This is a genomic window from Methanothermococcus thermolithotrophicus DSM 2095, from assembly GCF_000376965.1.
Classification (GTDB): domain Archaea; phylum AGJL01; class Methanococci; order Methanococcales; family Methanococcaceae; genus Methanothermococcus; species Methanothermococcus thermolithotrophicus.
This window is the reverse complement of the sequence record NZ_AQXV01000038.1, coordinates 1-24086: the sequence shown is the minus strand read 5'-3', so window position 1 is coordinate 24086 and position 24086 is coordinate 1. Positions and strand designations below refer to the sequence as shown.

The window sequence follows — 24086 nt, the reverse complement described above, 5'->3', positions numbered from 1 at the left end:
TCAATAATGATCATTATTAATTTCTCTTTTAACATACAATAACTATAAATTAAAAGCCTAAAGGGAAATTCTCTTTTTAGCTTTTCTATGTGCCCAGCATTGAATACAGATACCAACAGGAAGAGAAGCAGTATGACAACCATTTATTTCAATAAAAACATCTAATGCGGTAACTTTACCCCCCAATCCCATAGCACCAATTCCCAATTCATTTATCCCATTTAATAACTCCTCCTCTAATTTTGCAATATTTTCATCCTTATTTTTTTCGCCGATACTTCTTAAAAGTGCCTTTTTTGCAAGTTTTAATGATACATCGGCGGTTCCACCAATTCCCACTCCAACAACAATTGGGGGGCACGGCTTTCCTCCAGCATTTGCAATGGTTTCAAGAACAAAGTTCTTTATTCCATTAATCCCCTCTGCAGGAGTTAGCATTTTGAGTGCACTCATGTTTTCGCTACCTGCGCCCTTTGGAAAAACGATTATTTCGATTTCTCTGTCCAAACTTTCATCAAATTCAATATTTACAAATGGGGCGCCTAATCCAACGTTGGTTTTTAGATTTTCCCTTGTTAGAGGATGAACTACGTTTGGCCTTAATGGAACTTCGTTCGTAGCCCTTATAACACCTTCTTTAATTCCTTCGGTTATTTCGATAATCTCATCTGTTTTTATGTTCTTTCCAACTTTTAAGAACACGATTGGAACTCCCGTATCCTGACAAAGAGGTATTTGTTTTTCCTCTGCAATCTGATTATTCCTTATTATTGCACTTAAAATATCCTTTGAAACTCCTTCTTCTTTTTCTTCAGCTTCTTTTAATGCATTTTTAACGTCTTCTGGCAAGTATATTGCAGCCTCTTTGAATAAATCAACAACTATTTCTGAAATTATACTTCTATCCATATAGAATCACCTTAGTTATAACCAATAAATTACAATTTAAATAGAGCTGTAATAAAGATTTTAATAATAATCTAGTTTAAATGTAAAGTTTATCCAATAATTCTTTTCAAGAGCTCCTTAGGATTATTTGTAAGTGAATCTTCAAGTTCTTTTTTACTCATTCCACAGCCTAATCCAACTTTTTTTGCAAATTCGTAATCAATTAAATCTTCTGGGGCGTGAGTGTCGGTATTTATTAAAGTAGGTATATCGAATTTCCTTGCAACATCAAGAACGTGGCCATTTGTAAGTGAATGCCCCTTTCTAGAAGTTATTTCGAAAAATATTTCGTTTTCTTTTATATTTTGTGCTATTTCTTCAGTTATAAGACCTGGATGAGCTAGAATATCCACGTCTTCAGATATTGAAGCATAATAATTTGTCGTATCCTGCACCGGTTCAACTACAGTTTCCCCATGAACCATCACAATTTCAGCCCCTAAATCTTTACATTTTTTAGCCATTTTAGGTATGGACTTTGGAGGAATGTGTGTAAGTTCAATCCCAACAACTATTTCTATATCCCAATATTTTTTCAACTCTTCTTTTGCCAAGATCGTTTTTTCAATTAATTCATTGTAATTACTTGCATCTCCATGATCGGTAATTGCTATAGCTTTATGATCTAGAACCATGGCTCTTCTAACGAGCTCTGAAGGTATGAGCTCACCATCACTAAAAACGGTGTGTGTATGAAAATCGTATCTCAAACTATCACCCTAAATTGATATCAATAAAACTAATACCTAAAACTTAGTTGTTCTCGGAATTCTTTGCATTTTTACCAACAACAAACTTGAAAGAACATATATCGTTCCTATCTTAAATTTCAAATTATAGTACCATAATAAATTTTAATTTGTTAAAAATATGGCAAAATCCTATAAAAAATATTGTACAACTATAGATATTGAGGACTTAAAACTAGAATATCATCAACACCATAGGGGCTAAAATATGTTTGAAGGGAAAATAATCGACTTATCTCATGAAATAACCAATTTTACATACCCTGGAGATCCAGAATTTAAACTAAATCCATTAAATGTTGAAAATTATACAATCTCGGAGATTAAACTTGGTTCCCACATCTCTACCCATATAGATTACCCTAAACACGTTGGAATCGACAATAATAACATTGAAGGTGATTCTAAGGATATAGTAATAGGCACTGGATTTTGTGTAAATATTAAAAATTTAGATGAATTTCTTAATCAACTACATGCAGATAAAACTCGAAAAATAGACATTCTTCTCATAAACACCAATATATCAAAATACTGGGGAAGAAAGGAATACTTTGAAAAGGAAATAGATATTGAACCATATCTGGACGATATATTAAATATTAGCCCAAAAGCTGTTGGTGTTGACTGTGCATCCATTGGAAATTACGAAGTCCATAAAGAATTACTTTCAAATGGAATTTTCATAATTGAAAATCTAAACAACTTGGAAAAATTGGAAAATAAATATTTTACCTTTGTAGGGTTACCATTAAAAATTAGAGATGTCGATGGAGCTCCGATAAGGGCTATTAGTTTTATTGAAAACCTTAAATAGAAGTATATAATATATTAGAATATTTAATAGTTAAACTTATATAATATAATACTATCAATAGTAATATACCATACAAATATCATATTTTGTAATACAATGAGGTGGAGTATGAAAGTAGCAATATTAGGTGCAGGATGCTATAGGACACACGCTGCATGTGGAATTACAAACTTTGCAAGAGCAGCAGAAGTTGCAAAAAAAGTGGGAATCCCTGAAATTACAATGACTCATTCAACAATTACAATGGGGGCAGAATTGTTACACTTAGTTGATGAAATTGATGAAGTTGTTGTTTCAGACCCTTGCTTTGCAGAAGAACCAGGTCTCGTTATCATCGATGAATTTGACCCAAAAGAAGTTATGGAAGCTCACTTAGCTGGAGAACCTGAAAAGGTAATGCCTGCTATTAGAGATGCTGTTAAGGCTAAGGCAAAAGAAGTACCAAAACCACCAAAAGGCTGCATACACTTCGTACACCCTGAAAAAGTTGGTTTAAAAGTAACTTCCGACGATGTTGAAGCTGTTAAAGATGCAGATATAATCATCACATGGTTACCAAAAGGAGGAAGCCAGCCAGCAATCATTAAAAAATTCGTAGATGCTATAAAGGAAGGTGCAATTGTAACACACGCATGTACTATTCCAACACCTAAATTTGCAAAAATATTCAAAGACTTAGGAAGAGACGACTTAAATATTATCTCATACCACCCAGGAGCAGTTCCTGAAATGAAAGGACAAGTATTCATCTCAGAAGGATACGCTTCAGAAGAAGCTGTTGAAAAAATGTACTGCATAGCTAAAGAAGCAAGAGGAACAGCATATAAAATGCCTGCAAACTTAATTAGCCCAGTATGTGACATGGGTTCAGCTGTTACCGCACCAGTTTACGCTGCTGTCTTAGCTTACAGAGATGCAGTTACAAAAATTTTAGGAGCTCCTGCTGACTTCGCTCAAATGATGGCTGATGAAGCAATCACACAAATCTTAGAATTAATGAGAAAAGAAGGAATTAACAACATGGAAAAAACTTTAGATCCAAAAGCTTTGACCGGTACAGCAGACAGTATGTGCTTCGGTCCATTGTCAGACATCCTTCCTCCAGCATTAAAAGTTCTTGAAAAGCATGCTGCAGAAGAAGAATCATGCTGCTGCGAACTTAAAAAATAAACATTCTAAATAACTTAAATATCAAATAACTACTACTTTTTTCATTTTTGAAGTAACTAGGTGAAAATTAAAGTGTAACAGCACGCTCTCTTTACTATTTAAAGTTCTACAACGAAAATCCTAGTCTATACAGGGAAGTAAACCCAAAGGATTTTATTTAATCTAAAAAATTTTATCCATTATATTTGGCTATTTTGGTGGGCATAATGATATTTACAAAAATAAAAGATAATTTTCAAGATTTAAAAGATGGGAAAATAGATGCCAAAGACGGACTAATAACTAAGGAACAGGCATTAGAACTTTTTAAAATGAAAAATTACGGAGATTATTTAAAATTATTTTCAATTGCTTCTGAAGTTAGAAATTTTTTTAAGGACGAAATAGAAATTACATCAACAATACACATTACAAACATCTGTGAAGTGACCCCCAAATGTGCCTATTGCGGTTTTGCAGCAGGGACTTCTTCAGAAGGTTATGTTAAACCATTCAAACTAACTGATGAAGAAATAAAAAAATCTGCAATAGCCATTGAAAAATCAGGAATTAAAAGGGTAAGTTGTTCATCTGCCCATGGTTATGAGGGAAAAGAGGTTTTAAGGGCTTTAAAAATAGTTAAAGAAAATACGGATTTAGAAGTTTTAGTTAATGCTGGAGCAGATTTAACTGAAGAATGCATAAAGGAAATGAAAAAATACAACATAGATACAATTTGCTGCAACTTAGAAACTACAAATGAAGAATTATTCAACAAGGTAAAACCCGGGGAAAAACTGAAAGATAGAATAAAAGTCTGTAGAATGGTAAAAAAACATGATATAGAGTTATCTTCTGGTCTTTTAATTGGAATGGGGGAAAGCTACGAGGACAGAGTAAACCATCTTTTATTTTTAAAAGAGTTAGGAGTAGGCGAAATTCCAATAATGGGGTTCAACCCATACAAAGATACGCCAATGGAAAATCATCCAAGGTGTTCAGCATTAGAACAGGCTAAAACTATAGCCATTGTAAGATTGATGTTCCCAGACATAAGAATAACATCTCCATCTCCAACGATAGGGGCGGAATTGGTGCAATTTGCATTAATGGGAGGTGCAAGTAATATAGCTACAGTAATACCTGACAACCATCCCATGAATATTAAAGGGGTGGGAAATCCAAAAACCGGAAATTTAAATGATGTACTCAAATTAATTAGAGAGATGGGTTTAACGCCAAAAATAAGAAATTAATAATAAGTAATCAAATATAATAAAATATGGGAAATTATGAGGGGGACGGATCCACTTATATTAAATTTTATTGTTTTAGTTTCGTTTATTGTATTATTTATTGCAGTATTTCTTCGTATGGATTCGTTAGTTATAATATTTCTAACCACAATTTTGTTTATATCATTAACAATTTACGTTTATTCCTTTATAAAAATAGAGAGTATAAATAAGGGTAAATTAATCCACAAGGGTAAAATAAATTTATCTAAATTAAAATACGACTCATTTATAATTATAATATTGGGAATTACGCTTATATCGTATTATCAAAATATAATACCTTCATGGTTGTTATTAATACTCATAATATTGGATTTTATATATAATCTATTAGGGAACTATATTATTTGGAAACCGCCTATAAAATTTTATGAAAAGGGCATTGTCTTAGGGGATACTGCATTCTATACATGGGATGAGTTGAATACGGATGAAGAAGGGAGTAAAATGAAAATAAAAATAGAATACATTCCAAAGAAAATTGTTTTATATAAAAACATATTGAGTAAATTAGAGAGATAATATGGTGGGAATTAATCCATTTTACTATTATTTAATAATCGAAATATTAATAGTGTGTATGGTTTTATTACCATTGTTTATGGGATTTAATTTCGAATATTCATTATTAATTACAATTTACGAAAAGGGAATCGTAATTGATGGAATTGCATACTATGAATGGGGAGAAGTGAATAAAATCAACAATGGCGATTTAACAGTATTGAAAATAAAAAACATTCCAAAAGAAATAATAGTTCAACAGCAATTATAGGTATTTATACTCTCTATCGATAAATAAGGGGCCGATATAAATGATAGGAATACACCCAAACAAGTTTAAAAAATTAACTTTAATATTTGTTATTGTTTATATTGCCATTTGGATTTTAAACGCTGGAACGATAGGTAATGATATTTCATTCTTCTTAGTAATTATCCCCCTGTTATACATTAAAGGGTCATTATTGTATAAAATAAGAAAATATGATAAAGGGAAGTTTTTGTATGAGATAAAATACAGATCGATGAATGGCAAATATTTAACTTTTGCATTATCATTTGGAATATTTCTGGTGTTTTTAAAGTATCTGCTAATGAGTTATGGATTAATAACAGATATTGATAGTTTTAGAATTATCTTTGGTATGGTAGTATTACTTATTGGATTAGGTATTTTATTTGGAATAAACTACAAAGACATAAAATTTTACGAAAAAGGCATCGTATATAATGACACAGCATTTTATAGTTGGGATGAAGTGAAACTTACTAATGATAAAAATACAATAAAATTGAAAATAAAAGAAAATTCAGAAGAAATCGTATTTACCAATTATTCCTTTAAACTAAACGATATTGTGGGATGTTATGAAGCATTGGCAAAAGGTGGCTAAAAAATAACCTGGTGAAAATTATGGAAGACCTTATAAAAAACGCTATAAAGGATTTGGATTGTGCCTTAGAGCTAAGAAAACTTATAGTTAAAAAACTCAATAAAGGTAGTTTAAAAGAAAAAGATATTATAAATATAGTCGATACCGTTGACAGCTTAAGTATTGAGGATATCCAGACTTTAGGAAGCAACCTAAGAAAGTTTCCATTGGGTTGTGACTTAATAGAAGTTGGAATAGGTCCCTGCGCTTCTTCTTTAAGTCTTAGTCAATTTATAGAAAACTGTATGTTGACAGATTATATGGGGTTCCCAATACATGTTTGCGCCTATGCATTGGCAGATATAGGGGAAAAAGAGGGAATTTCTCCTGTAGAAGTTATGAAAAAAGTATATGAAAACACAGAGGTTCCACTTGATTTAGACCATTTTGGGAAATACGGACCTATGAGATTCCCAAAAGAAATAACACATTGTGTGGGGGATTGCTACTACAATGGACCACCATATAAAGGATGTCCAAAAGGCAGAATCCACAAAAGACTGATAGAAAAAGAAAAAGAATATTCCAATGAGTTTGAAGACTGGATAAAACTTTCTTCTACAGTTTGTATTAACGTAGTTGAAGAGCAAGGTGGAGACGAACATGGAGCTCCTTTAGATGAGATGAAAGTTGTTGCAGAAGCTGCAAAAAAATACGGAAAAGGTCTTGAAGGTATCTTTCACATTGGAGACGGGTATGAGGATTTAATAACTGGATTAAAATCCTGCATTGATTTTGACGTAGATGTTTTAGTTGTAGAAGGTGGACCATTCAACAGAGCAAAGGATAACCTTAAAGCATTTGCAAAAGCCATAGCAGTTTCAAGAATTTTAGTTAAAGGAGGCGTTGTAGCCACCAACGGGGCCTATGAAAACGAATGTAGAATAGGTTTGAGAAGCGGATTAAACGTCATATTAACGGGATTTAGTGGCAACCATCATGGATACATGTGTGGATATTCTCCAAAAGATGCCAGAAGAGGTAATTTCGGTCTTCCAAGAGTTCTAAGAATAATAAAAGAAGAAATTATGAACAATCCTGGAGCTCACATAATAGATAAAAGTCAGCTTATAACACTTACAAGAAGTTGTAAATTCCTAAACTACAAAAATGAAAGTTTGATTTATCCAAAAACCTTCGGAGACTACCTTATTGGAGATGCCCATTGGGTTTCAGTTAGAAATAGCAAGCTTTACAATAGATTAAATGTTGGAAAAACGTTGGATGATATAGAAAGAGATTACGATTGTAAAAAATTGGGGCTTTTAGGTGGAAGGTACATTTCATGGGGTTTGGTTGATGTACTGAAACCAGAGGAAGTTTATATAAGTGATGCCAACAGCTGGGTTGAAGAATCCACAGTTAAAATACTAAACGAAAATGGAATTAATGCTTATAGGTGCAATGGAAACGATAAAGAAGCAGTTAAAAATGCGGAAACTTCATTTATAACAACAATGATGCCTGAGCTCATTTTAAAGATAAAAAACAAAGTAGATGCTGAGAGCTTGATTTAAATAAATATCAATCTCTTTTGTCTTTTTTGTATAACTTATTATTTAATGCTTTATTCTTTTTTAATGGATAGATATATTAACTATTCAGCTACAACAAATTTTAATATTTAAACATTAAGAAACTAAAAAATTATATTATCAACTAATTTGTGATCAAAATGAACTGGAAAGGGCATGTAATATTTGGTATAATGATGGGATTACCTTTCATTTCGTCTCCAGAACAGATATTTTTAGTTATTGCTGGAGCTCTGTATCCTGACTTAGACCATGATGTAAAATCTGAAATTGTAGAGAGGGGGTTGTATATATCTGGAGCTCTAGTTTTAATCTCCATACTTGTTTACATATTCAAGCCCAAATTTTTTGATTTAGGCTTTTTTATAGCTGCAGTTTCTATATTAATACTATATTTAATACCATATTTTGCAAATCACAGGGGGATAACACATACACTTTTAGGTTTGATCGTAGTTTCATCTATTTTAGGATTTACATCTTATAAAATAGGTTCAATATCTCCAATAATGGCAGGATTACTTTCCTTGATAATGGTTACAAATGACAAACTACTTGGTAAGGTTGTTGCAATAGGAGTGTTTGTTTGGATTGCCCTTACTGTAATTTCACAATATCTTGTAAATTTCGATGGTTTTTACCATTATGCAATCCCCATAGGTTTAGGTTACTTATCCCATATAGTAGGAGATAGCTTAACCCCAATGGGCAGTAAACCATTTTACCCATTAAACTACAAGTTTCGTAAAAAAGAAGGTATTGCAGTAATAGTAATATGGGCCATAGTGGTCCTCTATTTGATAATAAAAAAATATGTGATGATAAAAGGATTTACTGTATTTTAACTAAATGAGCACATTTTTCTGCATTTTTTCTTGCAGTTTCCACATCCTCAGCGGTTGCTAAAGCTACACCCATCCTTCTTCCTTTTTTAGCCACAGGTTTTCCAAATAATCTTATTTTTGTATTTGGAACCTTTAAAGCCTCTGAAATATCATATTGAGGGGCCCATTTTTGAATATCGGATTTAATTACGTGACTTGCTCCAGGGGAAACTAAATCCACATTTACTGGAAGCCCTAAAATAGATCTAACATGTATTTCAAACTCACTCATTTTTTGGGTAACCATTGTTACCATTCCTGTATCGTGAGGTCTTGGGGAAACTTCGCTGAATATGACTTCGTCTCCTTTAATGAATAATTCTACACCAAAAATTCCGTAACCGCCTAAGGCATCAGTTATTTTTTTAGCCATTTCTTGAGCTTTAGCCTTTACTGAATCATTCATTGGGTGTGGCTGCCAGCTTTCATGGTAGTCTCCATCCACCTGTATATGTCCAATAGGTTCACAAAACTTGGTTCCTTCAGCAGTTCTCGCAGTTAAAAGAGTTATCTCGTAGTCAAAACTTATAAATTCCTCAACTATGACCTTACTTCCAATACCTCTTGCTGCACTTTTTGCCATTTCCCATGATTTTTCAATATCTTCTTCTTTTTTTATTACACTCTGTCCTTTTCCTGATGATGACATAATTGGCTTGACTACACAAGGTATTCCTATTTTTTCAACTGCTTCTTTTAATTCTTCTAAAGAACTTGCAAATTCATAATTTGCGGTCCTTAAATTAAGTTCTTCTGCTGCTAATCTTCTTATACCCTCCCTATCCATAGTCAGTTTTGTAGCAGTTGCGGTTGGAACTACCGTATATCCAGAATCTTCCAATTCTTTTAAAGTATCTGTGTTTATAGCCTCTATCTCAGGAACTATATAATCAGGATTTTCCCTCTCAATAATGGCTTTTAATGCATCCCCATCTTTCATATCGATTACATATCTTCTGTGTGCCACCTGCATTGCAGGAGCATCGTTGTAACTATCAACAGCAACGCACTCTATTCCTAATCTTTGGGCCTCAATAATAACCTCTTTGCCCAATTCCCCACTTCCAAGTAAAACTATCTTTTTAGCATTTGAAAAAAGAGGAGTTCCTATCATAATTTCACCAAAAAGCGAATTTTAAATATATCATTATGCCTATAATATATAAATAAATTTTGATATATTATATTACAGTTATTATAGTTGTTAAATAATTTAAATCAATATTGATAAATCGATTTAATAAAATTATGCCGTTCATAGGTACTATTATCTAATTAACATATATTTATATTATTATATGGTGGACAAGATGGCCAAAAATCATGATATGGATTTAACAAGTATATTAAATGAAGAACCGGAACCGGAAGCTCTGAACTCCTCTACAGTACAGGTTGAAACCATTAATTTATGCGATATTTTAGAAAAAATGGTGGAAATAAATGCCATTGTAAGGGTCGAAAAGATTTTTGAGAAGAAAATAGTTAATGGAAGTCCAGTAGTTAATATAATTGTAAACGATGGAACCAGAAGAGGTCTTTTATCACTTTGGGGAGACGACATAAATTTAATCGAAGGTATAGATGAAGGGGATGCCATCCTAATAGAAAATGCATACTCTCCAAAAGAATACAAAGATAGAATCCATCTGTCAATTGGTAGAGGGGGCAAAATATCAAAAGTTGAATCAGATTTACCTCCACTTAAAGAACTAGTCCACAAAATAATGGAAAAAAAATATTCATATTCTCGAAAAAATATTTCGGAGCTGAATGAAAATATAGGTGCGGAGATCAGGGGAATAATAATTGCACTTCATTCAAAAGAGCCATATTTTCCAATATGTGGCCAGTGTAACAAAAAAATGATCCTTAAAAGAGGTTATGCTATCTGTAAATGTGGAAATAAAGTAAGTGAAGAGGATGAAAACTTAAAATGGTTATTTTTGTGTAATGTCACCATTGATGACGGCACTGGGAACATAAGGGTTACACTAAATAACAATACCAATGTTCTGGATTTCAAATATTTAAAAGAGCTCATCCTGGATGACGAGGATATACTACCGTACTTAACTGAAACTCTATTGGGGATGGATGTTGTTGTAAAAGGAATACCTACCTACGACGACTATACAAAAAATCTGATATTTAAAACCAGACAATGGGATAAGACAGATCCAATTTCAGAATTTAATAATCTAGCCAAGAACAAATGCATCGTTAGGGAATCCGAAGAATTTATCTCGATTTCAAAAAATAAAGAATAACAAATGTAATAGTAGTATGTAGGATAAACGCCATCGTAATTAGTGATACCATGTACAAGTTGAAAAAAATAGATGAAATAAATGAAGTTGATGAAAAAGTCGCTTTAATCGGCAAGGTTGTAAATATATTAGGGGGCGTTGGAAACCATGAAAAAGTAGAGCTCGAAGATGAAACCGGATCGATACTAATATCTAAACGAAGTTATGGTACATCCAATACTCCAAATAATGAAAATATAGAATTTAAAGTAGGGAATGTATTTATGGTTCTTGGAACATCCAAATTAACCCCCAAGGGCATAAATATTTTTGTAGATATCTTTTTGGATTTAAATGATACTGATCCAGAGCTTTTAGCTTGTTTTCGAAGCAAATTCGAAGGATTTGCCGACTCGCAAAATTCTTCAAATTTGTCGAGTAAAGATAAAATAGTGGACTAAAGGGGTAACATGAGATTAACTGCAAAAAGAATACCAATAGATGCTTTAAAAAGCGGAGAATTTGTAGCAACAGAGGGCAGATGGGAACCAAACTACTTAATGAGTGAAAAATACGGTAAAGTTTCAAGGGTGGCTGTTTATGGTGTTGTAATATCAAAGTACTCCAACATGCTAAAGGACTTCTGTTCTTTAACTATAGACGACCTTACAGGAGATGTAAGAGTTACAGGATTTAAAGGCATGGCAAAGACACTCAACAACTTCAACAAAGGAGATGTTGTTTTAGTTGTGGGAAGGTTAAAAAAAGATTTAAAGGACAATATATACATATTTCCAGAAATAGTTAAAAAAACTACGCCAGAAATGTTCTTCTTGAATGTGGTGGAGAATTATTAGTTGTTCACATCCAACCCCTTTATAAAAGGTGTTGGATCCCCAAATCACTCGACAAATCTTTGATTTGTCTCGATTTTCTAAAAGGTTTGGAAGTAAAAGACTTGGTTTTATAGAAATCCGCCAGCTCAAATATATCTCTTCACGAAGTGAAGAGGTATCCGATTTTGGAATCCAAACCTTTTTCTAAAAGGTTTGGTTGGATCCAAATATAAGGCATATAAAACGCAACACAGGGATACTGTGGATTTTGAGATCATACACTTGGAAAAAGTAGATTCAACAAACAAATACTGTTACAAACTTGGGAAAGACGGCAGAAGGAACTTGATAGTGGTTGCAGATACACAGACCGGCGGGAGAGGTAGGCTTGGAAGAACGTGGTTTTCTAACTTTGGGGGGCTATATTTTTCTATTTTAATGGATTTAAATGAATTTGCCTCGAATCGATGCAATTATGAAAAAATGAACTATTTAGCTTCAATATCTGCAGTAGAAACTCTAAAAACATATTCAAAAAAAGATTTTGGGATCAAGTGGCCAAATGACGTTATAGTGGACACCTCAAAAACTAATTTTCAAACATGTATTCTCATAAATCCGAACCGTCATATCTACACAACGAGATCATGCCAAACACCATACAGAACCAGATGTTCTATAGGCTATAAAAAAATATGTGGAATATTGAGCGAAATAAACCTCCAAAATAGTTTTTTAGTTTTAGGTGTTGGGATAAATATTAACAACGAAATAAACGAAGAAATATTGGATATTGCAACCTCTTTAAAAATCCTGGAAAATAAAGAATTCGATAGGATGGAAATATTGAATAAATTCATGAACAACTTTAAAAAGAACCTGCTTTTAGATGACGACAAACTACTGAAAAAATACAATGGATACTCAAAAACCCTTGGAAAAATCGTAAAAATCACAACCTCTAGAGAAGATATTGTAGGTAAAGTTTTAGATATTGATTACAACGGAATACGCCTAAAAACCGAAAAAGGAGTAGAAATTGTCAATACAGGAGATTGCGTCCATTTAAGATAAAATGAAAAATTAGGTGAAATCATGATTTACAGGCTGAATGGAATAGGTTTTGATTCAAATACTTACTTTATAACTGGAAAAAAGAACATACTAGTTGATCCTGGAACTCCAAGGACTTTTAAATTCTTGAAAGAAGAAATAGAAAAATTAGCCGATAGAATCGATTATATAATAAACACCCACTGTCACTATGACCATTGCGGTAGTGACTATTTATTTCAGGAACATTTCGGAGCTCCTGTTTTAATAAACAGTTTAGAGATTGAACACTTAAAAAAAGGAGATAATGTTACAGTGGCTTCATTGTTTGGTGACGAGCTCATACCTCCAAAAGAAATAATACCCGTCAATGAAGTTACCGAGGAGCTGAATAAATTAGGAATAGACGTTATAGAAACCCCTGGACATACAAAAGGAGGAATTACCCTGGCTTATGAAGATAACCTCATAACCGGAGATACGTTATTTGCATACGGTGTCGGAAGGTATGATTTACCAACAGGAAACCTTGCCGAACTAAGGGGATCGGTAGAAAGGCTTGAAAGATTAGCTTTTGAAAAAAGGGTAAATAACATCCTTCCAGGACATGGGGAAACAGGTAATTTAGGTGCTTTTGCAAATGCAAGACTTTTTTTATAACTAATTATAACTATCTACATTTTACTCAGAAAATTAAATTAGTGATATAAGATGTTGGCAGCGTTAATACCAGTCTCACCACTCAACAGTGTAAAAACAAGACTCAAAGATTTTTTAAGTCGTGAAGAAAGGGCAGAACTAATTAAAAACATGGTTTTAGATACATATGAAGGTATTAAATCCTGTTGTGATGTTTGCTATGTTGTCAGTAAGGATAAAGAAATATTGGAATTCTCAGAAAAACATGGTATGGTACCAATCCTTGAGAAGAATGATATTAAAGATCTAAATCATGCCATTGAATATGCCATCAATTCTATAAAAGAAAATTCTGTATTAATAACCCCTGCAGATGTTCCACTACTAAAAAAAGAAAATTTAAAAGGTATTGTGGAAAAATCGGTTAAAAATTCCATAGTCATATGTCCATCAAGAGGTGGCGGAACAAATTTACTTCTTTTAAATCCTAAAAATGCCATTAAAGTAAAATACGAGGGATTCAGTTTTTTAAAGCATGTTGAAGAAGCCAAAAATAATAGTTTGAATGTGGTGGTGTATCCTTCATTTTATGCATCTATAGATATAAACACGGTTGAAGATTTAGGGGAAATATTTATTCACGGAAAAGACACTCACACCTACAACTATCTAAAAAATCTTGGAATAAGAGCTCTACCAAAGCATTCCTCAGCAGGAAGATTTGAAGTCACCAGATAGGGCCAAACCGAAAAAAAATAAAAAATAATTAAGGTCTTAAACTTCCCGTGAAAAGACCTTCTTTTTCATCAAATCCTGCTATTATGTTCATATTTTGAATTGCCTGTCCACTTGCTCCTTTTACCAGATTATCAATAGCTGAAACTACAACTAATCTTCCGTACCTATCTATTTCAAATCCTCCAATATCGCAGAAGTTACTACCTCTAACCCCTGTTAAAGAGACCATTCCAGACTCAAATACCCTTACAAAAGGTTCATTTTTGTAGAAGGTCTTGTATAAATCGATTATTTCGTCTCTTTTTATACTATCATCCTTTAAGAAAGTGTGTGCCGTGGTCAATATTCCCCTTGTCAAAGGTGCAAGATGGGGGGTAAATGATACCTTTAAACCATCTGTACTTAACTTGTTCAATTCTTTTTCAATTTCAGGAGTATGTCTATGGGTTGTAATTTTGTATGGATTTATATTTTCGTTTACATTTGGAAAGTGGGTAGTTTGGGAAGCCTCAACACCTGCACCACTAACACCTGTTTTTGAATCTATTATTACTCTTTCTTCAATTAAGCCTTCTTTTGCAAGTGGTGCCAATGCTAAAATAGCCCCTGTTGGAAAACATCCCGGGTTTGCAACAACTTTGGCTTTTTTTATCTCATTCCTGTGCAGCTCAGGTAATCCATAAACTGCATCAAGTTTTCCGGTGTGCTTAAGTTTATACCATTCCTCATAAGTTTCCATATTCTCAAATCTATAGTCACCACTTAAATCTATAACTTTTAAACCTTTTTCATAAAGCTGAGGTACTATTTTCATTGATGCTCCGTGTGGAGTTGCACAAAAGACAATATCTGAGTCTATCTGCTCTGGAGAAATATTTTTAAATTCGAGCTCATCTAAGTTTCCAAGTCCTCTTAGATGGGTATGCAAATCAGTTACTTTTTTACCATCTTCTTTTCTTGACGTAACATATTCAATCTCAACTTCTGGATGGTTGGAAAGTATTCTTAAGAGCTCACTTCCAGTATAGCCGGTTCCTCCTATTATGGAAACAGTCACCATATTTTCACCCTCATATATTATACTTGCTATAGGTATGATTCACATGCATGATTTATCATATTATAAAATCCAACATATATAGTCGTTCTGCGAAAGAGTGTATAAATATTTCCTTATCGAGACAAACCACATTGTGGTTTGTCGATTCACGAAATCCTTTGGATTTCGTCGATCGAAGTAAATCCGAAGGATTTACTGATCGAGACAAATTTCTTTGAAATTTGTCGATTCACAAAAACCTTTGGTTTTTGTCGAACTCACAAAAATTCTTCGAATTTTTGTAGAGACTCACGAAACCTTTGGTTTCGTTGAGATTTACGAAAACGAAGTTTTCGTCAAGATTTCAATTTAATAAAATTAGCAAAAATCCAATTTAAATTGAAATTAAAAATATAATTTTCGCTCAAAATTTCAGAACGACTGTAGTCATTTTTGTTGTAGGATAATGACTTCCAGTTCTACATAAACATGTTTTGTTTAAAATTTATACTTATTTTGCTATTCTTTAAGATTCTCAACTAGTATTTTTAAGGTTTTTTGAAAAAATTTACATCTCTTTTTCGTCAAACGATCGTGTAGGGGATTGGCTATTAGATTTTTTAATGACAGTTTTATATATTTTAATAGACAAAAGGGGTTTTGGTGATTATATGATTGGGATGTGTATGCGTTCTAAAAACCCGTCTTTTGAATTTGAGTGCATGGACTGGGGTCTCCACTACTATCCAAAAATAATCGATAATAAAAATATTATTGGATATCACGCCCCAATTGTAGATATAGGGAACCCAAAAAACACGAATGCTTTAAATACATTAAAGAATATCATTGACAAAATAGATGGCCATTCCTACCTTACAATACATCTACACAATGGCGGTAGTAATGAACCTGATTTTGACACACTATTAAATAATATATCTGAATTAAATGATTATGCAAAAAAGAAAAACATTAATTTATGCATTGAGAACTTAAGAAAAGGTTTTTCATCGAATCCAGATAATGTCATTAAAGTTGCGGATTATGCCGACTGTTATATAACATTCGATATAGGCCATACAAACTATCGAGATAGGATAAACTTTATAGACCTGTTTTCAGATAGAATATATAATGTTCATGTCTATGATATCGAACTTGATGATATAGGACATGTTCCACCAAAAAATATAGAAGTTTTGAGACCAGTTTTAGATAGACTTTTAGACCATAAATGTGATTTTTGGCTTGTTGAACTTATGAAATACGATGAATGCATGAATACCAAAAATATGTTGAAGGAATATCTGGAAAATCATAAATAAGGTGAAATTTTGCATATTGATTTTAAAAAATCATTTAAAGAATTAACACTTTCAGATGAAACATATAAGATAATTGAGGAAAATGGAATTAAGCTGGATGAAATTGTAATCGGGGAATTTTCAGGGAGGGATAGTGCAGCAGCAATAATAAAAGCCATGGAAAATGACGATGTAAATGTTGTCCTTCCAATTATGGCATTTACTGGAACAGATTATGGAGATAAAGAAGTGGGTTATAAAAACTGGAGTATTTTAAACAATAGAATAAAAAAATTATACACAGATAAAACTCTTTTACCGCTCCATTTCATGTTTGAACCAAAACTTTGGAACGCATTAAATGGAAGATTTACAGTGCTTATTTCTAAAAAATATGGGTACTATTCACCGTGTATAGGTTGTCATTCCTACTTAAGAATTCTAAGAATCCCAATTTCAAAACATTTGGGAGGGAGAATTATAAGTGGGGAAAGGGTGCACCATGATAATGATTTTAAAATTGATCAACTTGAAGAAACCTTAGAAGTTTATGATAAAATTTGTAGAGAATTCGATGTTGAACTTATGCTCCCTGTGAAATATGTAGAGGAAGGAGCTAAAATAAAGGAAATAATAGGACACAGTTGGGAGCAGGGTAAAAATCAGTTTTCATGCGTATTTAGTGGAAATTACAGGGATAAAGATGGGAAAGTAATATTCGATAAGGATAAAATCCTTAAAATATTGAATGAGTTTATTTATCCATCTTCAGTGGAGCTGATTAAAAAAGGGTATGAGGGAGATTTTAGATATATTGAAATTGTTAAAAACTTTATTTAAAAATGGGGTATTATGCGGGCAATTGTTGTACTTTTAGACGGATTAGGTGATAGGCCTTCCAGTATATTGAATAATAAAACTCCTCTTGAGTATGCAAATACTCCAAATTTGGACAAATTATCAGAAAAAGCCATGACCGGACTTATGATCCCATATAAAGAAGGAGTACCTTTGGGAACGGAAGTGGCACATTTCCTGCTTTGGGGTTACAATATAGAGGACTTTCCCGGAAGGGGCGTTATTGAAGCCCTAGGGGAAGACGTTGAAATGGATCACAACAGTATTTATTTGAGGGCCACGTTTGGATTCGTAAAAAAGGATGAAGATGGACTTTGTGTTATTGATAGACGAACAAAAGATATTACCATAGATGAGATTGAGAAATTAGTGGATTCCATTCCAAACTTTGTAGATGGTTATGAATTTGAGTTAAAATATTCCTATGATGTACATTTTATTCTGAAAATAAAGGAAGAAAATGGATGGATTTCAGATAAAATTTCAGATAGTGATCCATTTTATAGGAACAGGCATGTTATGAAAGTTTTCCCCATTAAAGAACTGTGCAATAGTAGAATAGAATTTGATAAGGCAAAAAGCACAGCAGAAGCATTAAATAAGTATCTTTTAAAATGCCATCAAATCCTTGAAAATCATGATGTAAATATTAAAAGAAAAAGAAGAGAAAAACAGTCTGCAAACTTTTTATTGACAAAATGGGCAGGTAAATATCCTGAAAGTCAGGGATTAAACGATTCTAATTCTACTTCATTTCATTCTGAAAATAAAGAAATACCTTCGTTTAAAGAAAAATGGGGAATGAAAGGAGTTGTTATTGCAAATAGTTCTGTATTTAAAGGGCTTGCAAAACTTTTAAAAATGGACTACATAGCAGCGGATAGTTTTGAGGAAGCCATAAAAATCGGGATAGATCTAAAAGATTATGACTTTATCCATATCCACACAAAAGATATCGATGAATCATCACACAAAAAGGACCCGATGAAAGTGGTAAAGGTTATCGAAGAGATAGACAGTTATTTATCTCCGATATTGGACTTAAAAGAAGACTTAGTTGTAATTACTGCCGATCACTCAACCCCATCTGTTGGAACACTTATCCATTCTGGTGAAAGTGTGCCTATTGCAATTGTGGGAAGCAACGTAAGAACTGATGATGTAAAAAGATTTAATGAGCGGGAGTGTTCAAAAGGCCATTTAAGGATTTTCTCAAACGATTTAATGAACATTATCTTAAACTACACGGATAGAGCTCTACTCCATGGCTTGAGGAGTGGAAACAAAATCATAAGGTACATTCCAGATGATGATGACGTCGAACACCTGAAGTAAGATTGATAACATGCCTAACTCATTTACTCATTTGGTACTTGGGAAGGAATATATTAATAAAAAAATCAAAAATAATTTAAATAATATTGATTTAAATAACTTCTTTTTAGGATGTGTAATTCCAGATATAAACCATATTTCTCATTTGGAGAGGAAAATAACACATTTTTACGATGATAATGTTTTTGAATTCTTTGAACCAAAAAACGATAAAGAATATTCTTTTTGTTTAGGCTATGATTTCCATATAAAGATCGATAATCTTTGGAAGTACAAAATAAGATTGAAATACAATATTTCCCTTGAAGAAAATTTAAAAATATATAATTATTTTGATTATTGTTTGAAGGAAAAATATAGTATTAATTATAATTATTTTGAAAATTATGTTTTAAAAGGCAGTTGTAATTTACTGAGGAAATTGGGCGTAGATGACAAGGTTTGCAAAGAATGGAAAAGATACTGTATAGATTATGTTAAAAATAATACTATAAATTATAATAATATGGGAAGCGAAAAATATAGAAAATATATTGACGAGTTTTTAGATCTGGTGCATACACATATTTATCTTAAATAATTTTTAATATAGAATTTTTTTCAATACCAAATAAAACTTCCTCTCCTTCTTTTAAAATCGTTTTTGTTCGGTGTACTTCCGAGATTAGCGTGTTGTTATCATATTCAATAGTATATCTCACTAAATTACCAAGATACTCAATATCCACTATCTTCCCAGTAAAATCCCCCATTCCAACAGTTATATGCTCAGGCCTAACAAAATATTTGTATTTTTTATCATACTGTATATTTAAATCATCCAGGATAGACTTTGGAACTTCATTTATGGTACCAATAAAGTTTGCAATAAATTCTGTTCTTGGAAATTTGTATATATTTTCAGGAGTATCGATCTGTTCAACTACGCCATTGTTCATAACCGCCACCCTATCGGAAATAGCGAGGGCCTCTTCTTGGTCATGTGTAACATATATGGTGGTAATATCCAATCTTCTTTGGAGCTTTCTCAGCTCTCGTCTCATTTTTATCCTTAATTTTGCATCTAAATTACTAAGCGGTTCATCCAGTAATAAAACCTTTGGTTCTATAACTATGGCCCTTGCCACTGCAACCCTTTGTTGCATCCCCCCACTGAGCTCATCTATTTTATAATCTTCAAACCCTTCTAAATTAACTAGATTCAAAGCATCCTTAACCTTCTCTTTTATTTCATTTGATTTCAATTTTTTAAGCTTTAATCCATATGCAACATTTTCAAAAACATTTAAATGGGGAAAAAGGGCATAATTTTGAAATACCATTCCGATGTCCCTTTTATTTGGGGGCAAATGTGTAATATCCTCATCATTTAAAAAAACCCTGCCTTTGTTTGGTGATTCAAAACCTGCTATAATTCTAAGGCATGTTGTTTTTCCACAACCGCTCGGTCCCAAAAGGGAAATAAGCTCTTTTTCACATTCTAAATTAATATTGTCAAGTACATTTAAAACCGAACTATGTTGCGAATCCAATGAGTTCTTATAATTATTATTTGTGTTTTCATAAGTTTTTGAAATATTTGAGAGTTTTAAGACCATACGCTATCACCTTTTAACCTCCAAATAAGGAATATTCCTGCAATCGACAGCATTATCATCATTATGGAATAACAGGCTGCAACCCCAAGGTCACTATTTATGGTAGCTTCAAATACCATTGCCGATAAAACCTTTGTATTCGCAGTTATAAGAAAAATTATCGAACCCAGTGTTTTTACTGTGGTAATAAACGTGTATATCATGCTAAAAATTATGGCTGGCTTTAACATCGGCAAAATAACTTTATAAAATGTTTTTAATCTATCGGCCCCTAAATTCAAAGATGCCTCTTCGATAGATTTATCCATTTGAAGTAATGCAGAGCTCCCAGTTTTAAAGGAAAATGGTAGCTTTCTAACAACGCAGTTTAATATGATGATTAGCGCCGTTCCAGTCAATAATAATGGTGGAACATTGAATGCCAGCAAATAACCAATACCTATAAATGTTCCAGGGATTGCAAACGGCATTATTAAAAGCAAATCTAAAAATTTACGACCAAAAAATCTATCCCTTACAACCAGGTAGGCAAAACTCATACCAAGTAACCCACCTAACACACTCGATGACAAAGAAAAGAGTATGGTGTTTTTTAATGCAGGAAAACCTTTTTGTAATGCCTCCATAAAATAATCCAAGGTAAATGTATAGTTGTATCCAAAACCCTTTGTAAATCCTGCCAAAAATACTGCTAAGAACAATAGATACACTACAACAGAGAAAAAAACAGCTGGTATGGATAACAGTATCTTATGCCCATTTTTTAAAGAATATGACTTTGTCTTTGAAAAGGTTTGACCATATCCCTTATGGAACTTGTTATACAATAAAAACAAAATTAAGGACGGTATCAGCAGAATAATGCTTAATGTTGATGCCATGTGAGTATTATAATTTCCTATTATCTCAAAATAGGATGCTGTTGCAAGTGTGTTAAAATTCCCACCAACTATAATTGGAGTTCCAAAATCAGCCATCGATTGCATGAATATTAAAAGCCCTGCACTCAATACCCCGGGAAGAAGTAGGGGGAAAGTAACATTTTTGAAAACTTTAAATTCATTTGAACCTAAATTCCGTGCTGCATCTTCTAAATTACTATCTATGCACAATAACACAGCGGATATTATTAAAAATGCCGTTGTAGTGTAATCAATTGACTGCATTATAACAACACTTTTCCAACCATAGATATTAGGCTCAAGTCCCAATATTCCATTGGTTATTAAGCCGTGCCTTCCAAACAAAAATACATATGCCAAAGATGTTACAAATCCTGGCGTGATTATCGGTAAAAAAACTGCAATTTTTAAAAAATTCTTTCCTTTGATGTCTGTTTTAAATATAAGTATTGAAAATAATAGTCCCAAAAATAACGATATTAAAGTTGACAGTCCTGCAACCATTATACTGTTTTTTAATATGCTGCTGTAGTACTGATTTTTAATAAACTCCAAGTAATACTTTAATGTAAATCCATCGTCATAAAAAGACTGCACAAATACAGTTAACACCGGATATACTACAAATAATACTACAAAAATAAATGCCACCAAATGCGGGAGACGTCCCATAATTCTTTCAAATTTCAAAGTCCCACCCAATCAATAATTAAAAAAATTTATTAAAGTATATTTATTGAGTAGTAATCGTCTGGTATCTTTCTTTCCATTTATCTAAAACAGCATCTCGATTCTCTCCCCAATAAACAAAGTCCATATCGACAAAGTCTAAATCTTTTGGATTTGGTACCCCTTCAATGGTTTCAAGGTCACTTCTTACTGGAACCCTTGGGCTGGCAGCCATTAAAGCTTCCTGCCCTCTTTTGGAGAGTACCCAGTCAACAAATACCTTTGCGTTATCTGGATGTTTACAGTCTTTTACAATAGCCACTGGTGCAGGCCACCATATAACCTTATCCAAATATATTGCCTTAATAGGGAGCTCTTTATTTCTCATTGGTTCATTGTGTGGGTTGGGAGATATACCAAATGCATATTCACCAGAAGTAACCTTTTTTTTAGGGCCGGACCCTCTTTTTGTTAGGAATGGAACATTTTCATACAATTTATCCATGTACTTCCAACCTTCTTCCTCTCCTTTCATCTGTAATATACCACATATTGTGAAATACGCAGTTCCAGATATTGTTGGGTTCGATGCTATGATTTCTCCTTTATATTCTGGTTTTAACAGATCATCCCAGGTTTTTGGTTCTGGAAGATTTTTCTTTTTGACTAAATCCTCATTCTCCAATATACCAATTGTAACGAGTGAAACCCCTGTCCAATAATAGTCTTTATCAACAAATTTCTTATCAATGTATTCAACATTTGGAGATTTGTAAGGAGTTATTACTCCATCTTTTTTAGCACTTATAAATGCGTCAACCCCTCCTCCAAACCATACATCACACGAGGGGTTGTTTTTTTCTGCATTTAATCTAGATAATGCTTCTCCCGAAGACATTGATACATACTCCATTTTTATTCCAGTATCTTTTTCAAATTCTTTTGCTATAGTCTCCATTCCACCGTAAGCCGCATATACAGTCAATACCTTTTCTTCTGAATCATTTGAATTTTGTCCCCCAATACATCCAGAAAATAATACGGCTAAAATTACGGTAAAAGCGATTGCGACATTATATTTATTCATAACTTCACCCATTAGAATTTCTAATATATAATATTTAATATACATCATCAAAAAAGTATTAAATAGTATTTATGCATTATTATTTAAAAAATCTAATATCTAAAAGAGTAATTAATAAGTATATTAAAAATATACAACAGTATTTACCTATTTTTTAAAGGACATACATATTCACATTCTTTACAAAAAATACAGGAGTTAATATCCACATTAATAATGCAGGATTTTACATAATCATTTGATGAAACTATAGCATTCATGGGGCAGTAATCTACACAGGTTAAACAGTTTTTGCATTTTTTACCATCAATATGGATCTTATTTTCACTAGCATAAATGGCGTTTTCAGGGCATTTCCCAACACATAATCTACAGTTATTGCACTCCTTTGTTATCATTGGTGTTTTTGGTAGTGGAATTTCATTTTTTATAAACGGTATTGTACAAAACATAGCACAGTAACCACATTTTGTACATTTATCTTTATCTATGGTATATCTATCTTCTAATATGGCGTCATTTGGGCATATTTCTAGACAAACTCCACAGCTGGAACATACGATATCCCTAAACTTGAATACCTGTATAGCATCTGTAGGGCATACATCCACACACAGCCCACAACCTATACAGCTGTCCAATTGTGGTTCCTCTGTTTTTTTCCCTTTATCAAATTTTTTTCTTATTCCGAATAGATTTTTTAAGATATTTTTAATTAAATTTCCTTTAAAAATAAATTCTTCTGATCCCATTTCAATCACATGTAGTTATAATAAATTTAAATGTATGGATTATTTTTTCTATTATAAAAGTAAGTCCTATCCGAGATTCAAACGCACAGAACATATTACGTCCCAAGAAAGAGATACGCCCTGGCCGGGATTTGAACCCGAGTCACAGGAGTGACAGTCCTGTATGATAGGCCGAGCTACACCACCAGGGCAAAGATAAAGTGACCGG

26 protein-coding genes and 1 tRNA gene are annotated in these 24086 nt (G+C 32.7%); 18 read left to right on the top strand and 9 right to left on the bottom strand.

All coding sequences use genetic code 11. The features are described 5' to 3' along the window. Positions 1 to 57 precede the first annotated feature (57 nt). Both F555_RS0102910 and F555_RS0102905 read right to left on the bottom strand, forming a co-directional pair. Complete coding sequence (locus tag F555_RS0102910) at positions 58 to 909, bottom strand: fumarate hydratase (protein WP_018153724.1); 852 nt, start codon at positions 907 to 909, stop codon at positions 58 to 60. Between the two features lie 89 nt (positions 910 to 998). Continuing rightward, the gene (locus F555_RS0102905; RefSeq protein ID WP_018153723.1) at positions 999 to 1658 is read right to left on the bottom strand and encodes a histidinol phosphate phosphatase domain-containing protein; all 660 of its coding nucleotides are present in this window, start codon (positions 1656 to 1658) and stop codon (positions 999 to 1001) included. 247 nt (positions 1659 to 1905) lie between these two features. On the opposite strand from F555_RS0102905, the gene F555_RS0102900 reads away from it, so the two are divergent. From F555_RS0102900 to F555_RS0102865, 8 genes are all read left to right on the top strand, one after another. Then, the gene (locus F555_RS0102900) at positions 1906 to 2514 is read left to right on the top strand and encodes a cyclase family protein (RefSeq protein WP_018153722.1); all 609 of its coding nucleotides are present in this window, start codon (positions 1906 to 1908) and stop codon (positions 2512 to 2514) included. 108 nt (positions 2515 to 2622) lie between these two features. Then, the gene (hmd, locus tag F555_RS0102895) at positions 2623 to 3684 is read left to right on the top strand and encodes a 5,10-methenyltetrahydromethanopterin hydrogenase (RefSeq protein WP_018153721.1); all 1062 of its coding nucleotides are present in this window, start codon (positions 2623 to 2625) and stop codon (positions 3682 to 3684) included. A gap of 206 nt (positions 3685 to 3890) precedes the next feature. Then, on the top strand, positions 3891 to 4919 hold the full coding sequence (gene hmdB / locus F555_RS0102890) for a 5,10-methenyltetrahydromethanopterin hydrogenase cofactor biosynthesis protein HmdB (protein ID WP_018153720.1): 1029 nt from the start codon (positions 3891 to 3893) through the stop codon (positions 4917 to 4919). Positions 4920 to 4955: 36 nt separating this feature from the next. Then, entirely contained in the window at positions 4956 to 5483 is a 528-nt protein-coding gene (locus F555_RS0102885; protein ID WP_018153719.1) for a hypothetical protein, read from the top strand. Between the two features lies 1 nt (position 5484). After that, complete coding sequence (locus F555_RS08970) at positions 5485 to 5736, top strand: hypothetical protein (protein WP_018153718.1); 252 nt, start codon at positions 5485 to 5487, stop codon at positions 5734 to 5736. 40 nt (positions 5737 to 5776) lie between these two features. Continuing rightward, the gene (locus tag F555_RS0102875; RefSeq protein WP_018153717.1) at positions 5777 to 6358 is read left to right on the top strand and encodes a hypothetical protein; all 582 of its coding nucleotides are present in this window, start codon (positions 5777 to 5779) and stop codon (positions 6356 to 6358) included. A 20-nt stretch (positions 6359 to 6378) separates the two neighbouring features. After that, positions 6379 to 7914, top strand: a complete 1536-nt coding sequence (gene hmdC / locus F555_RS0102870; protein WP_018153716.1) for a 5,10-methenyltetrahydromethanopterin hydrogenase cofactor biosynthesis protein HmdC — start codon at positions 6379 to 6381, stop codon at positions 7912 to 7914. Positions 7915 to 8072: 158 nt separating this feature from the next. Next, positions 8073 to 8777 carry a metal-dependent hydrolase gene (locus tag F555_RS0102865; RefSeq protein ID WP_018153715.1) on the top strand — a complete coding sequence of 235 codons (705 nt, stop codon included), beginning with the start codon at positions 8073 to 8075 and terminating at the stop codon, positions 8775 to 8777. Here F555_RS0102865 and purT read toward each other — a convergent pair. Beyond that, positions 8764 to 9930, bottom strand: a complete 1167-nt coding sequence (purT, locus tag F555_RS0102860; protein WP_018153714.1) for a formate-dependent phosphoribosylglycinamide formyltransferase — start codon at positions 9928 to 9930, stop codon at positions 8764 to 8766. The two genes, F555_RS0102865 and purT, sit on opposite strands and share 14 nt — an antisense overlap. Positions 9931 to 10126: 196 nt before the next feature. On the opposite strand from purT, the gene F555_RS0102855 reads away from it, so the two are divergent. From F555_RS0102855 to cofC, 6 genes are all read left to right on the top strand, one after another. After that, positions 10127 to 11086: a hypothetical protein gene (locus tag F555_RS0102855; protein WP_018153713.1), complete on the top strand. Its 960-nt coding sequence runs from the start codon at positions 10127 to 10129 to the stop codon at positions 11084 to 11086. Between the two features lie 50 nt (positions 11087 to 11136). After that, a complete protein-coding gene (locus F555_RS08965) occupies positions 11137 to 11526 on the top strand; it encodes a hypothetical protein (protein ID WP_018153712.1) in 390 nt (129 codons plus the stop codon). Between the two features lie 9 nt (positions 11527 to 11535). Beyond that, positions 11536 to 11922: an OB-fold nucleic acid binding domain-containing protein gene (locus F555_RS0102845; RefSeq protein ID WP_018153711.1), complete on the top strand. Its 387-nt coding sequence runs from the start codon at positions 11536 to 11538 to the stop codon at positions 11920 to 11922. A gap of 240 nt (positions 11923 to 12162) precedes the next feature. Continuing rightward, positions 12163 to 12975, top strand: coding sequence for a biotin--[acetyl-CoA-carboxylase] ligase (locus tag F555_RS0102840; protein WP_018153710.1), 813 nt, complete (start codon positions 12163 to 12165; stop codon positions 12973 to 12975). 21 nt (positions 12976 to 12996) lie between these two features. After that, positions 12997 to 13614, top strand: a complete 618-nt coding sequence (locus F555_RS0102835; RefSeq protein ID WP_018153709.1) for an MBL fold metallo-hydrolase — start codon at positions 12997 to 12999, stop codon at positions 13612 to 13614. Between the two features lie 51 nt (positions 13615 to 13665). Further along, positions 13666 to 14331 carry a 2-phospho-L-lactate guanylyltransferase gene (gene cofC / locus F555_RS0102830; protein ID WP_018153708.1) on the top strand — a complete coding sequence of 222 codons (666 nt, stop codon included), beginning with the start codon at positions 13666 to 13668 and terminating at the stop codon, positions 14329 to 14331. Positions 14332 to 14359: 28 nt separating this feature from the next. Here the strand turns inward: cofC and argC are convergent, their stop codons facing one another. Beyond that, a complete protein-coding gene (argC, locus tag F555_RS0102825) occupies positions 14360 to 15391 on the bottom strand; it encodes an N-acetyl-gamma-glutamyl-phosphate reductase (RefSeq protein WP_018153707.1) in 1032 nt (343 codons plus the stop codon). A 650-nt stretch (positions 15392 to 16041) separates the two neighbouring features. Here argC and F555_RS09510 point away from each other — a divergent pair. From F555_RS09510 to F555_RS0102805, 4 genes are read left to right on the top strand one after another with little or no spacing between them, the layout of a single operon-like run. Next, positions 16042 to 16698, top strand: coding sequence for a sugar phosphate isomerase/epimerase family protein (locus F555_RS09510; RefSeq protein ID WP_018153706.1), 657 nt, complete (start codon positions 16042 to 16044; stop codon positions 16696 to 16698). Between the two features lie 9 nt (positions 16699 to 16707). Then, complete coding sequence (locus F555_RS09505; protein ID WP_018153705.1) at positions 16708 to 17517, top strand: hypothetical protein; 810 nt, start codon at positions 16708 to 16710, stop codon at positions 17515 to 17517. Positions 17518 to 17529: 12 nt separating this feature from the next. Further along, positions 17530 to 18870 carry an alkaline phosphatase family protein gene (locus F555_RS0102810; protein ID WP_018153704.1) on the top strand — a complete coding sequence of 447 codons (1341 nt, stop codon included), beginning with the start codon at positions 17530 to 17532 and terminating at the stop codon, positions 18868 to 18870. Positions 18871 to 18901: 31 nt separating this feature from the next. After that, positions 18902 to 19450, top strand: coding sequence for a hypothetical protein (locus F555_RS0102805; RefSeq protein WP_245547857.1), 549 nt, complete (start codon positions 18902 to 18904; stop codon positions 19448 to 19450). Here F555_RS0102805 and F555_RS0102800 read toward each other — a convergent pair. From F555_RS0102800 to F555_RS0102780, 5 genes are all read right to left on the bottom strand, one after another. After that, the gene (locus tag F555_RS0102800) at positions 19443 to 20468 is read right to left on the bottom strand and encodes an ABC transporter ATP-binding protein (protein WP_018153702.1); all 1026 of its coding nucleotides are present in this window, start codon (positions 20466 to 20468) and stop codon (positions 19443 to 19445) included. The two genes, F555_RS0102805 and F555_RS0102800, sit on opposite strands and share 8 nt — an antisense overlap. Continuing rightward, a complete protein-coding gene (locus F555_RS0102795) occupies positions 20459 to 22042 on the bottom strand; it encodes an ABC transporter permease (protein WP_050559935.1) in 1584 nt (527 codons plus the stop codon). Before F555_RS0102795 ends, F555_RS0102800 begins: the two co-directional genes overlap by 10 nt. Positions 22043 to 22103: 61 nt before the next feature. Next, entirely contained in the window at positions 22104 to 23126 is a 1023-nt protein-coding gene (locus F555_RS0102790) for an ABC transporter substrate-binding protein (RefSeq protein WP_018153700.1), read from the bottom strand. A gap of 143 nt (positions 23127 to 23269) precedes the next feature. Further along, complete coding sequence (locus F555_RS0102785) at positions 23270 to 23878, bottom strand: 4Fe-4S binding protein (protein ID WP_018153699.1); 609 nt, start codon at positions 23876 to 23878, stop codon at positions 23270 to 23272. 116 nt (positions 23879 to 23994) lie between these two features. Continuing rightward, positions 23995 to 24069: transfer RNA gene (locus tag F555_RS0102780), tRNA-Asp, on the bottom strand. Positions 24070 to 24086: the final 17 nt, after the last annotated feature.

Excerpts from the sequence above, each read along its gene's own strand:
- F555_RS08965 (WP_018153712.1), top strand. The coding sequence starts at position 11,137 with ATGTACAAGTTGAAAAAAATAGATGAAATAAATGAAGTTGATGAAAAA.
- purT (WP_018153714.1), bottom strand. The coding sequence starts at position 9,930 with ATGATAGGAACTCCTCTTTTTTCAAATGCTAAAAAGATAGTTTTACTT.
- cofC (WP_018153708.1), top strand. The coding sequence starts at position 13,666 with ATGTTGGCAGCGTTAATACCAGTCTCACCACTCAACAGTGTAAAAACA.
- F555_RS0102855 (WP_018153713.1), top strand. The coding sequence starts at position 10,127 with ATGGCCAAAAATCATGATATGGATTTAACAAGTATATTAAATGAAGAA.
- F555_RS0102865 (WP_018153715.1), top strand. The coding sequence starts at position 8,073 with ATGAACTGGAAAGGGCATGTAATATTTGGTATAATGATGGGATTACCT.
- hmdC (WP_018153716.1), top strand. The coding sequence starts at position 6,379 with ATGGAAGACCTTATAAAAAACGCTATAAAGGATTTGGATTGTGCCTTA.
- F555_RS0102800 (WP_018153702.1), bottom strand. The coding sequence starts at position 20,468 with ATGGTCTTAAAACTCTCAAATATTTCAAAAACTTATGAAAACACAAAT.
- F555_RS0102845 (WP_018153711.1), top strand. The coding sequence starts at position 11,536 with ATGAGATTAACTGCAAAAAGAATACCAATAGATGCTTTAAAAAGCGGA.
- F555_RS0102795 (WP_050559935.1), bottom strand. The coding sequence starts at position 22,042 with ATGGGACGTCTCCCGCATTTGGTGGCATTTATTTTTGTAGTATTATTT.
- F555_RS0102835 (WP_018153709.1), top strand. The coding sequence starts at position 12,997 with ATGATTTACAGGCTGAATGGAATAGGTTTTGATTCAAATACTTACTTT.
- F555_RS08970 (WP_018153718.1), top strand. The coding sequence starts at position 5,485 with ATGGTGGGAATTAATCCATTTTACTATTATTTAATAATCGAAATATTA.
- argC (WP_018153707.1), bottom strand. The coding sequence starts at position 15,391 with ATGGTGACTGTTTCCATAATAGGAGGAACCGGCTATACTGGAAGTGAG.
- F555_RS0102790 (WP_018153700.1), bottom strand. The coding sequence starts at position 23,126 with ATGAATAAATATAATGTCGCAATCGCTTTTACCGTAATTTTAGCCGTA.
- F555_RS0102900 (WP_018153722.1), top strand. The coding sequence starts at position 1,906 with ATGTTTGAAGGGAAAATAATCGACTTATCTCATGAAATAACCAATTTT.
- F555_RS0102875 (WP_018153717.1), top strand. The coding sequence starts at position 5,777 with ATGATAGGAATACACCCAAACAAGTTTAAAAAATTAACTTTAATATTT.
- F555_RS0102910 (WP_018153724.1), bottom strand. The coding sequence starts at position 909 with ATGGATAGAAGTATAATTTCAGAAATAGTTGTTGATTTATTCAAAGAG.
- hmdB (WP_018153720.1), top strand. The coding sequence starts at position 3,891 with ATGATATTTACAAAAATAAAAGATAATTTTCAAGATTTAAAAGATGGG.
- F555_RS09510 (WP_018153706.1), top strand. The coding sequence starts at position 16,042 with ATGATTGGGATGTGTATGCGTTCTAAAAACCCGTCTTTTGAATTTGAG.
- F555_RS0102810 (WP_018153704.1), top strand. The coding sequence starts at position 17,530 with ATGCGGGCAATTGTTGTACTTTTAGACGGATTAGGTGATAGGCCTTCC.
- F555_RS0102885 (WP_018153719.1), top strand. The coding sequence starts at position 4,956 with ATGAGGGGGACGGATCCACTTATATTAAATTTTATTGTTTTAGTTTCG.
- hmd (WP_018153721.1), top strand. The coding sequence starts at position 2,623 with ATGAAAGTAGCAATATTAGGTGCAGGATGCTATAGGACACACGCTGCA.
- F555_RS0102785 (WP_018153699.1), bottom strand. The coding sequence starts at position 23,878 with ATGGGATCAGAAGAATTTATTTTTAAAGGAAATTTAATTAAAAATATC.